This is a genomic window from Calditerrivibrio sp., from assembly GCA_026415135.1.
Classification (GTDB): domain Bacteria; phylum Chrysiogenota; class Deferribacteres; order Deferribacterales; family Calditerrivibrionaceae; genus Calditerrivibrio.
On record JAOAHS010000044.1, the window covers coordinates 1 to 13,630 of the forward strand.

13 protein-coding genes are annotated in these 13,630 nt (G+C 36.2%); 6 read left to right on the forward strand and 7 right to left on the reverse strand.

Going from position 1 to position 13,630, the window contains the following annotated elements:
- The 7 genes from N3C60_08695 to N3C60_08725 all read right to left on the reverse strand — a co-directional run.
- The coding region (locus N3C60_08695) for a class I tRNA ligase family protein (GenBank protein MCX8084982.1) at positions 1-758 on the reverse strand (758 nt) is incomplete at its 3' end.
- On the reverse strand, positions 755-1,471 hold the full coding sequence (locus N3C60_08700; GenBank protein MCX8084983.1) for a hypothetical protein: 717 nt from the start codon (positions 1,469-1,471) through the stop codon (positions 755-757). The genes N3C60_08700 and N3C60_08695, both read right to left, overlap by 4 nt.
- Positions 1,458-2,366, reverse strand: a complete 909-nt coding sequence (locus tag N3C60_08705) for an AAA family ATPase (GenBank protein ID MCX8084984.1) — start codon at positions 2,364-2,366, stop codon at positions 1,458-1,460. The genes N3C60_08700 and N3C60_08705 overlap by 14 nt, the downstream gene beginning before the upstream one ends.
- Positions 2,350-2,994 carry a dTMP kinase gene (tmk, locus tag N3C60_08710; protein MCX8084985.1) on the reverse strand — a complete coding sequence of 215 codons (645 nt, stop codon included), beginning with the start codon at positions 2,992-2,994 and terminating at the stop codon, positions 2,350-2,352. Before tmk ends, N3C60_08705 begins: the two co-directional genes overlap by 17 nt.
- Positions 2,995-2,997: 3 nt before the next feature.
- Positions 2,998-3,924, reverse strand: coding sequence for a molybdopterin-binding protein (locus N3C60_08715; protein ID MCX8084986.1), 927 nt, complete (start codon positions 3,922-3,924; stop codon positions 2,998-3,000).
- A gap of 299 nt (positions 3,925-4,223) precedes the next feature.
- Entirely contained in the window at positions 4,224-4,634 is a 411-nt protein-coding gene (locus tag N3C60_08720; GenBank protein MCX8084987.1) for a CBS domain-containing protein, read from the reverse strand.
- 26 nt (positions 4,635-4,660) lie between these two features.
- A complete protein-coding gene (locus N3C60_08725) occupies positions 4,661-6,535 on the reverse strand; it encodes an AMP-binding protein (protein ID MCX8084988.1) in 1,875 nt (624 codons plus the stop codon).
- Positions 6,536-6,641: 106 nt separating this feature from the next.
- Here N3C60_08725 and N3C60_08730 point away from each other — a divergent pair, with 106 nt between their 5' ends.
- From N3C60_08730 to N3C60_08755, 6 genes are all read left to right on the forward strand, one after another.
- Positions 6,642-7,847, forward strand: a complete 1,206-nt coding sequence (locus tag N3C60_08730; GenBank protein MCX8084989.1) for a YihY/virulence factor BrkB family protein — start codon at positions 6,642-6,644, stop codon at positions 7,845-7,847.
- A 133-nt stretch (positions 7,848-7,980) separates the two neighbouring features.
- On the forward strand, positions 7,981-9,300 hold the full coding sequence (locus tag N3C60_08735) for a homoserine dehydrogenase (GenBank protein MCX8084990.1): 1,320 nt from the start codon (positions 7,981-7,983) through the stop codon (positions 9,298-9,300).
- A gap of 1 nt (position 9,301) precedes the next feature.
- Positions 9,302-10,468 carry a cofactor-independent phosphoglycerate mutase gene (locus N3C60_08740; GenBank protein ID MCX8084991.1) on the forward strand — a complete coding sequence of 389 codons (1,167 nt, stop codon included), beginning with the start codon at positions 9,302-9,304 and terminating at the stop codon, positions 10,466-10,468.
- A 10-nt stretch (positions 10,469-10,478) separates the two neighbouring features.
- Complete coding sequence (locus N3C60_08745; protein MCX8084992.1) at positions 10,479-11,708, forward strand: aspartate kinase; 1,230 nt, start codon at positions 10,479-10,481, stop codon at positions 11,706-11,708.
- On the forward strand, positions 11,698-13,275 hold the full coding sequence (gene cimA, locus N3C60_08750) for a citramalate synthase (protein MCX8084993.1): 1,578 nt from the start codon (positions 11,698-11,700) through the stop codon (positions 13,273-13,275). Before N3C60_08745 ends, cimA begins: the two co-directional genes overlap by 11 nt.
- A 112-nt stretch (positions 13,276-13,387) precedes the next feature.
- Positions 13,388-13,630, forward strand: a 243-nt coding sequence (locus N3C60_08755; protein MCX8084994.1) for a prepilin-type N-terminal cleavage/methylation domain-containing protein, incomplete at its 3' end; no start/stop codon positions are given.

Sequence of the window (13,630 nt, forward strand, 5' to 3'; positions counted from 1 at the left end):
GCAGGCCAGTATTTTCCAAAAAGATCTTCTACATTGGGATAACCCAATGCTGATATGTAGTTTGATAGGGCATCTATCCATACATATATTATGTGTTTAGGATCACCAGGTACAGGTATGCCCCATTTAAATGAAGTTCTACTGATGGAAAGATCTCTTAAACCTTCTTTTATGAAAGATACGATTTCGTTTTTTCTTGAGGCTGGTTTTATAAAATCTGGGTTTTCTTCAATATGCTTGAGCAATGCGTCTTGATATTTTGACATCTTAAAAAAATAGCTTGGCTCTTTTAATCTTGATGTCTCCCTTCTGCAGGATGGACAGCAATTACCATCGAGGAGTTGGGTTTCTGTCCAGTATGTTTCACATGGTGTGCAGTACCACCCTTCATACTCCCCTTGATAGATATCGCCATTCTCCATCATTTTTTTGAAGATATATTGGACAGATTTTTTGTGGTAATCTTCTGTTGTTCTTATAAATTTGTCATACGATATATTCAGTTTTATCCATAGCCCCTTAAAACGTTCTACTACTTTGTCTGCTAACTGTTTTGGAGTTATGCCCTGTTTTTCAGCTGCCAATTCTATTTTCTGACCGTGTTCATCTGTACCTGTAAGAAAAAATACATCATAACCTGATAACCTCTTGTATCTGCTTATAACATCTGCTGCGACTGTCGTATAGGCGTGTCCAATATGGGGCACATCATTTACATAATAGATTGGGGTTGTGACGTAAAAAGTAGGCTTGGTCATATATTGCCTCCAGTATTATCATCTATGATATCTTGAAATTCTACAAATTCTTCACCTTCTACAACTTGCTCATCATATATGTCTTTTTCATACATAAGGCAACACATTAGTCTGCCGCATATCCCAGATATTTTTGAAGGGTTTAGAAGGAGATTTTGATCTTTTGCCATTTTTATAGATATATTTTCGAATTGTCTTAGAAATGTTGCACAACATAGATCCCTTCCACAAATCCCGAAACCACCCAATATCTTTGTAGCATCCCTAATACCCACCTGTCTCATCTCAATCCTTGTTCGAAAGATTCTGGCAAGATCTTTTACAAGTTGTCTAAAATCTATTCTTCCATCTGCAGTAAAATAAAAGGTGAGTTTTTTCCTATCGAGGGTATATTCTGCTTTTAATAATTTCATGGGGAGGTTGTGTTCTTTTATTAGTCTCTTACATTGTATAAAAGCATCCGGTTCATCTTTTCTGTTTTCTCTTAATCTATTTAGATCCTCTTCGGTGGCTTTTCTCAGGATATTACGCATTACCTGATCATCAGGTACCTCTATATCCCTGTCGGGATAAACCACAACAGCAAGATCTTCCCCTTTTTCAGTTTCTACAATGGCAAAGTCTCCGGTATTAAGGTAAACTCCATTTGTTAGAAAATCATATATCTTACCAGCTTTTTTGAAGGCAACACCAGTTGCTCTATATTTTTTCACTGATTACTCCATAGATTTTAGTTAAAATGTTTGCCCTTAGTATACGCAGGTTTACATTATAGTCAAGCATTCTATACATTTTTGTGAGGGATTCGAATAATAATAGATAGTTGTAGTTAAAAGTTTTTTTGTATATATTTATAGTTTTAATCATGAGGAAGGTTAGGTAGTACCTGAGGTCCTCTTTTTCAGTGATTTTAAATATATTTGATACATGATCAGAAAAATTGTTCCAGTCGAAGTCGTCGATAAACAACCTTTTTTTCCCTCTGCTTTCATCAAAGAGGTATTCGATATGTTTTAAAGCCATATAGGCTGATCCATTTGATATATCAAGTACTTTTTGGGATATGTTTGGATCAATATTTTTTTCTGATAGGATACTAAGTAATGTTTCATTTGTTAATTTGTTAAACCTTAACTGTATACATCTTGATCTGATTGTCGGTATGATGCGGTCCAATTGATCTGTAATTAAAAAAAATACGGTTTTTTCGGAAGGTTCTTCAAGGGTCTTTAAAAATGCGTTGCAAGCTTCTTTCCTAAGCAAGTGAAAATTATCCAGTATGTAAAATTTATACCCACCCATATATGAGGAGATATATGCTTCCTCAACGATATCTCGTATTTGATCTATTCCATATTGGGAGCTATCTTCATCGCTATATACCTTTAGATCAGGATGAATATCTGCATTTACCATTACGCAGGATTTGCAATTACAAAGGGTATTAAAATCGGATTTATTTTGACAAAGGGTAACCCTTGCAATCTCTTTGGCAAACAGTTTTTTCCCTATGCCAACCTGGCCATGAAAGATATATCCGTGAGCAAAACGCTCTTCTTTAATAATCGTATTAAAATACTTCAGATATTTATTAGACAAGTACAGCATATAGGAGTCTGTCTATCTGCTCTTTTATTTTTTCAAACAATTTATCCTCTTCAACATTACCATCTATTACTATAACATTCTCGAAGTTTCTGCTATACCAGAGGAACCCCTCTCTAACCTTAGTGTAGAAATTTAGACCTAAGGATTCAAATTTCCCTTCTGAGTCTATTTTCTTTTCATCGAAAAGTTTTTTTTGTGCCCTTTTAATAGCTTTGTCTGGTGGAATATCGATGATTATTGTGATGTGGGGATAGATCAAAACTGAGAGATCACGTAAAAAATCGAGGGTTTTTATGTCCAAACCTCTACCAAAAACTTGGTAGGCATAGGTGGAAGATATGAACCTATCGGAGATCACAGCTATTCCCCTTTGTAGATAGGGGATAACTATTTTTTTCTGGTGTTCGAGTCTATCTGCAGAATAAAGCAAAAGCTCTGTCTCAGGTTCGATATTGAATTCCTTAGATATAAGAATTCTTCTTAATATCTCACCAGTAACTGTACCTCCGGGCTCTTTTGTCAGATAGTGGGGAATTGAGAGGGTTTTTAGGTAGGTGCCGATTTTTTTTATTTGGGTGGTTTTACCGGAGCCATCTATACCGTCTATTGCTAAGTAAAAGCTTTTCATAGCTTATTTGGCACAATCGTTTGTATTACCCTGAATCTTTTCTATTGTATGGGTAATAGCATCTGCTACGACCTGAAGATTTTCCAATGCACCTTTAGGACTACCTGGAAGGTTTATAATGAGCGTGCCTCTTCTAAAACCAGCCACTGCTCTTGAGACTATTGCTCTTGATGTTTTTTTAAAGCTTTCGATCCTCATAACTTCTTCGTAACCTGGTAAGCGTTTTTCGATTACTTTTAAGGTGATGTCAGGTGCTATATCCCTTGGGGATACTCCTGTTGAGCCATTTGTAAGGATGAGATCAAACTGTTGGGTATCACAAAAATCCACAAGCATATCTTCTAATATCGTTTTTTCATCAGGAATTATCTCTTTTCTGAGGAAGGAAATGGAAAAATTGGATCTCAAATAAGCACACAACTCCTCACCAGTGATATCTTCTCTCTCACCTTTGCTACCTTTATCACTAAGGGTGATAATGGCTACGGATAAACCTTTTTTAGGTATTATACTTATCTCATCACCCACAGCAATTTCCCCATCACCATCAACTATAGCAAAAATACCTTCTTTAGGCATTATACAATCACCTGCCTGGTAATAGATGGCACATCTATGATGGCAAATTTTCCCTATCTGGGATACAATGAAATGTATGTTGTTGATGTTTAATACATCACCTACTTTTAGCTTGCAGAGATCTATCCCCTCGGTGGTAATATTTTCTGCAAAATCACCGCTTTTTACATTAAGGCCTAATGTGATCATTTTTTCGATACTTTCCTTTGCTAAAAAGCTTATTTGCCTGTGTAAAAAACCAGCGTGGGCGTCACCATCTATCCCATGGTTGTTTTTTATAAGCGCTTTTTGGATATTCTCCTTTCGTGTACCTTTTTTTTCACTCACAGAAATTGAGTATACTTTGCCCATATTTCCTCCATCACAGGGATAGATATGAATGATTGAAAATAGACGAAATAATCCTCCATGTCAATTTCAAAGTTCTAATAACGTCATCTTTCCATCTGTGGTAATAAGAAGATTATTATAAACTTAAAATCTCTTATATAAACCTTTAAACAGTTCCCTTTAACTTAAAAATACTTAAATCTTGGAATAAATGGGATGTATCACTTAATAAGCTATGGGGGTATGTTTACATAATCATTCCCCTTTTAATCTTCTTCAATTCTGAGTAAAATGGATGCTTGGAGATTACATACTCAGTATTATGATTCGCTAAAAGCTTTTAAAAGATCACCAAGGGTAACTATTCCTACAAGTTTACCGTCGTCTACCACAGGTACGCGGTGGATATACTTGTATAAGAATATCTTTGCCACATCTTTTATGTCGGTATCTGAAGTTACGGTTATAGGTGGGGAAGACATGACAGTTTTTACTGGTGGATCTGTAAGCTCTTTTACATCTACAAGAGGTATTTTGTCAGCATCGTTTAAGATATCCGGTAGTTTGTTAAGGATATCTGTTTCGCTGAATACACCCACCACTTCACCAGCATCATTCAATACAGGAACACCGGTAATCCTTTTTTCCCTGAGTCTGAGGGTTACTTCCCTTATGGATTCTTTCTCATGGGCTGTTATAACATTTTTTGTCATTATCTCTTTTACTTTCATTGATCCTCCAAAATTTAAATAAACTTTCACATCTGCATGGCAATCTCTTTTAACAAATCCCTTAATATACTTCCATCGGCACCTTTTGGTAAAACCCTTACAAATCTTATCTCCTGTGGTAGTACCACTTCTCCTAATTCTTCTAATATGGTTTCATGGATCTCATTCATAATTCTCTTGTGTAAACTTTCATCAACTTTTTTGTGCAACACACAAAAAGCTACCATAGAGTCGCCCCTCTTTTCATCATTAAGTATTATAAGGGCAGACTCCTTTACAAATCTATTTTTATTTATAGCTTGTTCGACTTGAGCAAGGTTTACTCTTTTGCCAGAGACATGGATGACATTATCAACTCGACCTGTTAAATATAAATTTTTATCTTTGTCAAAAAATCCGCTATCTCCAATGCGAAATACATATTTATTGTCATACTTTTTCCAGAATGTTTTGTAGTAAAGGTCTTCTTCGTGGCACAGTTTTGTACACATGGATGGCAGAGGTGTCTCCAGCATGATTAAGCCTTTTAAGTTCTCATAGTTTATCTTTGTTTTGGTTATACTATCATAAATACCCAAATCAACTCCTGGAAGTTCAACTCCCACTGAATCTCTTTTTATCTGGGAATAGCCCACTATTTGAGCAGCAACAGCTCCACCGAGCTCGGTAAGGGAATAAACATTTAATATTGGTGCTGATTTATATACTATCTTTTTATATGTCCAATCAAGGACATCTTCTTCTATTGGTTCCCCACCCAAATAGAGAAATTCCAAGGAGCGCAATTGGGTATGCACCTTTTTCTTCATGTCTGCATTCATAAGTGTTTTCATTATTCTTGGTGTGGTATAACATTTGTTGATTTTATATCTTTCTATGATTCCATAGAATCTTTTAGCGTTTTCAAAGGTTATAGAATCTTCAAATATGACGGTGGTTGAACCGGCTAAGAGTGGTCCATATACACCGTAAGTATGTCCACTCATCCATGAAATATCAGATGTATTCCATACTGTATCGTTGTCATCAAGGTCAAACAGTAGTGTGTAAGTATAATTTGCCCATGCTAAAAAACCTGCAACATTAAAAACGAGACCTTTGGGTTCTGGAAAATTTGTAGAGGTTACCATTATGAATAGGGGATCGTTACTATCATAAATCATGGGATCGAGGGATGAGGCGCTGGTGAAGTCTGTGTCGCTTAACAGGTCATGGTACCAAAGATCCCTTATCGGTTTCATGTGAGTTTTTTTGGGTATCCTTTCTACTACAATTACATGTTTGGGTTGGTGGGAGGCTTTTTTCAGAGCTTCGTCAACCTTTGCTTTGATATTGATCTCTGTACCCGCAAGACTATAGTCGGTGGTAATGATTATTGTTGGTTGACAATCGTTGATCCTTTCAGCCAGAGAGTCAGCAGAGTATGTATAATGATACATGGCATGAACTGCACCTATTCTAACGCATGCAAGCATCGATATCACAGTCTCAGGTACATTTGGTAGATAAATAAGCACACGATCTTCTTTTTTGACACCAAGATTTTTTAGGGCATAAGCAAATTTTAGCATTTCAAAATGGAGGGACTGATAGGTAAAAATTCTTTCGGTATAGTCTGAGCCCCTCCAGATGATGGCTGCTTTGTTCTTTTTGTTTGAATTTAGATGTTTGCCCAAAATGTTATGAATGGGATCCAGTTTCCCGTTATGGTAAAAGCTGTATTTAGGAGGATGTTTTATCTCCAATGGGGTATTGTATGGTACTGTCCATTCTATAAAATTTTTACCAATGTGATCAAAAAGCTCTAACAGGGTTAGGGAATATAAAGATTCTATTTCTTCTTTTTTAAATCTTTTTCTTTCATAATATTGATTGAGTTCGTTTAATTTTTCGTATATCATCTCCATATCCTAAAACGTCGTTTATATATTAGAATATTTTTATTCAAAATTCAAGAATATTGTTAAAATATATTTATTTTTCGTCTTTTTTATTGTATAAACCTATATGTTCTTGTTTAAAAAAATAAAAAACTATCTACTCAAAATCTTTGTGTCGTTTTTATATCTTATTGGCAATGAGATAATAATTTTAAATGCTGCAGTCACCTACTATGCTTTATTGTCTTTTTTACCAATGATAATCATTGTTGGTTTAGTATTTCAAAATATTTTGGCTCAGAATATTGTTTTCTTGAGTTATTTAGAAGAGATTATTAATAGTCTTCAACTCGATTTTATAGAATATAAAGATGTTTTATCTTTTTTGAAGACTACTAATACTGCTGGTTTTGGGCTGTTTGGTGTTTTGTCCCTTTTTCTCACTTCAACGATCTTTTTGAGGGCCATTAATAACGTCTTTAAAAAGATATTTAGAATAAAACAGTTAAAAGAATCTATTATTCATAATCTGATGCCTTTTCTTGTGTATATGTTGTTTTTGATATCAGCAGCTATAACGGTAACAGTAAAGTTTGGCTTGGTATTGATAGAAAAAATCTTGTCGGAGTATTTGGATATAGATTTAATGCCCTTTTTGAGTTTTGTGGATAAATATTATATAATTCCGATTGTCATTTTTCTTTTTTTGTCTGTTGTGGCTTATTATCTGCTATCTTTAAAGAAAATCAGTCTTTTTGACTCTTTTAAGATATCCATTTTTTTTATTTTTTCGGTGTTTTTGTTAAATAAGCTTTTTAAAAACTTTTATAATTTATCGTTTTATAACGCTGTTTATGGTACCCTTAGTTCATTGATTATTACTTTGGCTTATACTTATCTATTTTTTCTTATCTTTTTGTTTTGGGCTCAGTTTAGTTTTGTAGATCGAAACTATAAGGGTGCAATCATAAAGATTTTTTTTGAGAATGTCTTTTACAGACCGAAGTCTTTTTTAATCAAACTTTTAAGATATATGATCAAAGGGAAAGTAGTGTCAGAGGTGGAGTGTCTTACTATTTCAGATCTGATATCCTATGACTATGTTATTGTTATGGGTGGTGAGTTGGAACTGGTGGATAGCAATGGTCTTTCTGTGTATCTTGGTAAATATGATTTTTTTATGACAAATGATATTTCTAATGATGTGCTGATAAAGCTATCAAAGGATTGTATGCTACTACTACTTGATGAGGGTGAAAAGAGATTTCTTGAAAACGATTCAGCGGTGGCAGCTGGTATTTTTAGATCTAATGAGAAGGTTTTGATTTTTTAGCAAATTTGTATGATGTAATTTGTTGATGTAGCTATTCTATCTGTAAATCAAATAGAAGCTTTGTTTAACTGTGCTTGACATATTTAAATTATAGTTGTAAAAAACAAATTTAAAACTCTATGGAGTATTTTTCATGAAGACAATTAATGTAGGTATTGTTGGCTATGGTACTGTAGGGAAAGGTACTGTAAATGTTTTATTGGAAAATGCTAAAACAATAAAAAGTAAAACTGGTATAGATATAAAAGTTAAATCTGTAGCTGACCTTGCCATTGAGAATTTTAAAGACAGTTATCTGGAACAGATACCCAATAAGTATAAAGATGCTACTGATATAATAAACGATCCAGAGATTGATATTGTGGTGGAGCTTATAGGTGGGTATACTGCAGCCAAAAAGATTATTTTGGATGCTATAGATAAAGGGAAACATGTGGTAACTGCAAATAAAGCCCTTTTGGCTGTGCATGGCACGGAAATCTTTAAGAGGGCTGAAGAAAAGTCGGTGCAGATAGGTTTTGAAGGCAGTGTTGGTGGTGGGATACCAATAATAAAGGTATTAAAAGAGGATCTTGCAGCAAATAATATAAAAGAGATATATGGTATTATAAATGGTACCGCTAATTACATCCTCACGAGAATGGAGAAGGAAGGTAAAGAGTTTGATGAAATATTAAAAGATGCTCAAAAGTTGGGATATGCTGAAGCCGATCCCACTTTTGACATAGAAGGTATAGATACAGCACATAAGATTACAATCTTGTCATCCATTGCATTTAATACTGTTATCCCTTTTGATAAAGTGTTTGTTGAAGGTATCTCAAATATAAAACAGGTGGATATCGATTTTGCAAAGAAGCTTGATTGTAAGATAAAGTTACTTGCCATAGCCAAAAAGCATGAAAACGATATAGAAGTAAGGGTACATCCTACGATGCTACCTGAAAGGTATATTTTGTCTAAAGTTGAAAATGTTTTTAACGCAATATATATAGTTTCGGACAAGGTGGATAGGACGATACATTATGGCAGAGGTGCCGGGAGCCTGCCTACTGGTAGCGCTGTGGCAGGTGATATAATCTCCATTTCAAGGGATATTGTTTGTGGGTGTCCAAAAAGGGTACCTGTATTGGGTTTTACTGGTGAGTACCGTCAATACTATCCCGTTAGAAGTATTGATGACATTAGGTCATCTTTTTATCTGAGGTTTATGGCAGTGGATAAGCCCGGCGTTTTGTCTAAGATAGCTGGGGTTTTAGGTAAATATAATATAAGTATAAGTGCTGCAATACAGCCAGGTGTTTCATCTCCTGATAATGTTGTTCCGTTGGTCTTTATGACCCATGAGGCTATAGGTAGAAATGTTTCTAATGCTGTAAAGGAGATCGATGCCATGGAGTATGTAAAGAGCAAGACTGTAGTAATAAGAGTTGAAGGTGCTGGTAGGGGTTAAGATGAAGTATTTTGTGCTTTTATGTGATGGAATGAGTGATTACCGTATCCCAGAATTGGGCAACAAAACAATAATGGAATATGCTAATACATCAAATTTTGATAGAATAGCGAAGATGGGTAGATGTGGTTTTATAAAAACTACGCCAGATGGTATGTATCCTGGGAGCGATATCTGTAACCTTTCGGTATTTGGATACAACCCTGCTGAGGTATATACTGGTAGAAGTCCTATAGAAGCAGCAAGTATTGGGGTGGAGTTGGGTGAAAGGGATTTTGCTTTCAGGTGTAATCTTGTCACTTTATCTGATGAGGGGAAGATAATGGAGGATTTCACCGCTCACCATATAGATAATGGTTCTGCGAAAAGGGTCATCAATGCTCTAAATGAGCAATTTAGCAGGAAAGGGTATGAGTTTTACTCCGGTGTTGGATATAGAAACCTCCTTGTGATAAGGGATGCAGAGTTTGTGTTAAAGACTACTCCCCCTCACGATATAATAGGTAAAGAGATATATGGATATCTGCCAAAAGGTGAAGGGGCAGATATAATTTTAGATATAATGGAAAAAGGGTCATCGGTGGCGAAGTCTTTAGGGACTTCTGCCAATGCAATATGGCTTTGGGGTGAGGGTAGGAAACCTAAGCTAAGGGCGTTTAAAGATCTGTATGGGGTTGATGGGGCAGTTATAGCTGCTGTGGATCTTGTCAGGGGGATAGGTAAGCTTGCTGGTATGGAGATCATTAATGTACCTGGGGCTACAGGATTTGTAGATACAAACTATGAAGGTAAAGCTGAGTATGCGATAAATGCGCTAAAAGAAAAAGATTATGTGTTTGTCCATGTGGAAGCCCCTGATGAATCTGGGCATATGGGTAGGATCGATCTAAAGGTTCAATCGGTAGAAAATATAAATAATAGAATGTTACCCATTATCCTTGAAGGGCTACAGGAGTTTGGAGATTTCAGAATCCTTATTACTCCAGATCACCCTACACCTATTTCCCTCAGGACGCATGCTGCAGAGCTTGTTCCAGCTGTTATAGCTGGTACTTCAGTTGAGCCTGATGGTAATAGTGAGTACAATGAATTTATAAATCCATCGTTTATTATTAACGAAGGGTACAAGATAGCAGAATATTTTATAAAGAGCAGGTCTATTGCATAAGGAGGCTTAAATGAGCTTGGTTGTTATGAAGTTCGGCGGAACCAGCGTTGGCACCATTGAGCGTATTAAGAATGTTGCTAAAATGGTTGTCAAAAAAAAGCAACAAGGTCATGACGTAGTAGTGGTGTCCTCTGCTATGGCTGGAGAAACAGACAGACTCATCAATCTATTAAAACAGATTTCTCCGAAATATGATCTAAGGGAATATGATCAATTGGTTTCCACAGGTGAAACTGCGGCTATCCCCCTTGTAACTCAGGCGATTAAGGAATTAGGGTACGATGCCATTTCACTTACAGGTTTTCAAATGGGTATGATCACTGATGGGGCCCATTCTAAAGCAAGAATAGTGAAGATTACTGCAGAGAGGATTTTTAAGGCATTAAAAGAGGGTAAAATATGCGTTGTGGCTGGTTTTCAGGGTATATTTCCTGAGACAGGGGATATTACAACTTTAGGTAGGGGTGGTTCTGACACAACAGCGGTGGCAGTGGCTGCAGCAATAAATGCAGATGTTTGTGAAATCTACACTGATGTTGATGGGGTCTATACTGCTGATCCAAGAATTGTCAAGAATGCAAAGAAATTGGATAAAATTTCCTATGAGGAGATGCTTGAGTTGGCATCATTAGGTGCTAAGGTGTTACAATCAAGGTCTGTGGAATTGGGCATGAAGTACAACGTGCCTATTTTAGTACTGTCATCATTAGAAGAAAAACCAGGAACTTTAGTAGTTAAGGAGGATAAAGATATGGAAAAAGTAATCGTTTCAGGGGTAACAGCTGATAAGAATCAAGCTAAAATTACAATAGTAGGTGTTCCTGATAGGCCTGGTATTGCTGCGGAAATTTTTGGTAAACTTGCTGAAGCTAATATAAATGTAGATATGATAATTCAAAATGTAGGTCTTGATGGTAAAACTGATCTTTCTTTTACAGTGGCAAAAACTGACCTATTAAGGGCGATAGATGCTTGTGAGGCTGTTAAGAGTAATATTGGTGCTACAAAGGTTGTAAGTGATGAAAATATTGCAAAGGTTTCCATCGTGGGCGTAGGTATGAAGAGCCATGCTGGCGTTGCTGCTAAGATGTTTAGACTTCTTTCTGAAAACAATATCAATATTCAGATGATCTCCACAAGTGAAATCAAGATATCTTGTGTAATTGATGAAAAGTTTGCTGAGCTTGCTGTTAGGGTATTGCATGAGAAGTTTGTGGAGGAAGGGGACAATGTCTCGTAAAATAGTTCTTTATGATACTACATTAAGGGATGGGACGCAGGCTGAGGATGTAAATTTTACTGTACAGGATAAGGTTCGTATAGCTGAAGCTCTTGTGGATTTTGGTATAGATTATATCGAAGGTGGTTGGCCCGGATCCAACCCCCGCGATATAGAGTTTTTTAATGAGGTCAAAAAATCGAGAAAAGCTGCATCTTATGTGGCTGCTTTTGGAAGTACTCGGAGGGCAAAGCTTACGTGCGATTCCGATGATAACATTCAGGCACTTTTACAGAGTGGTGCTCCCACTGTAACCATTTTTGGTAAAACCTGGGATCTGCATGTAAAGGAAGCCCTAAAGATCCCCCTTGAAGCTAATCTCGAGATCATTTATGACTCTTTGAGTTACTTAAAGAAGCGGGTAAATACTGTTTTTTATGACGCTGAGCATTTTTTTGATGGTTACAAAGCAAACCCAGAATATGCAATCAAGACGTTAAAAGCAGCTATGGATGCCAAAGCAGATTGCTTAGTTCTCTGTGATACCAACGGAGGAACGATGCCTGATGAGCTTGTGGCCATAATAGAAAGTGTTAAAAAAGAGGTGGGTGATTATCCTCTGGGGATTCATTGTCATAACGATAGTGAGTGTGCAGTGGCAAACTCTATTTTGGCTGTCAAACATGGTATTGTCCATGTACAGGGCACAATAAACGGTTATGGCGAAAGATGCGGAAATGCAAATTTGTGTTCTATTATACCAAACTTGCAGCTTAAATACGGTTATCAATGTGTTGGAGAAGATAGGCTTAAGAGGTTAGTTAATATATCGAGATTAGTTAATGAGTTGGGGAATTTAAAACACAATATACATCAACCTTATGTTGGTAGATCTGCTTTTGCCCATAAGGGTGGAGTCCATGTAAGTGCAATTCTTAAAAACTCAAGAACCTATGAACATATTGAGCCTGAATTAGTAGGCAATAAGCAACGGGTTCTTATATCAGATCTTTCTGGTAAGAGCAACCTTATATACAAGGCACGAGATTTTGGGCTTGAAATCGATCAGAATGATCCAAATCTTAACACACTTCTTGAGAAATTAAAAGAACTTGAAAACAAAGGCTTCCAATTTGAGGGTGCTGAGGCCTCTTTTGAGCTTTTGGTGAGAAAGGCACTTGGTAATTTTAGAAAGTTTTTTGATCTTCTGAGCTTTAGGGTGATAGATGAGAAAAGAAGTGCTTTAGAACCCCCTTTTGCCGAGGCTACTGTGATGCTAATGGTGGGTGGGGAAATCGAACATACTGCAGCTATTGGAAATGGTCCAGTCAATGCCCTTGATATCGCCCTTAGAAAAGCTTTGGAAAAGTTTTATCCATCTCTTAAGACAATGGAACTTGTGGATTTCAAGGTTAGAATACTCTCTGGAAAGGATGGTACAAAAGCTGTTACAAGGGTTCTAATAGAGTCTAAAGACGAGAAGGATGTTTGGGGAACAGTTGGTGTGGCTCATAACATAATAGATGCAAGCTATCAAGCACTTGTGGATTCTATAGAGTATAAACTCTTTAAGGATGCCTATAAGTAATAACATTAAAAGGGGCTTAAGCCCCTTTTTTACTAAAAAATTTGATTTAAAAAACTTGACAAAATATTTATTTTAATTAAAGTGTAATTAGTATAATAATTTGGAGGAAGTTATGAAGAAAGGTTTTACTTTAATTGAATTGGTAATTGTAATCGTGATTTTGGGTATTTTAGCTGCTGTGGCTGTTCCAAAGTTTGTTGATCTTCAAAGTGATGCAAGGAAATCCGCTGTGAAGGGCTTGGCTGGTGCTATCCAGTCTGCTGCTGCTATCGGGTATGCAAAATATCAAATTGGTCCTGTCACTTCTGGGACGAATTATGACAACGTAACAATAAATAACAAAACAGTATATTTC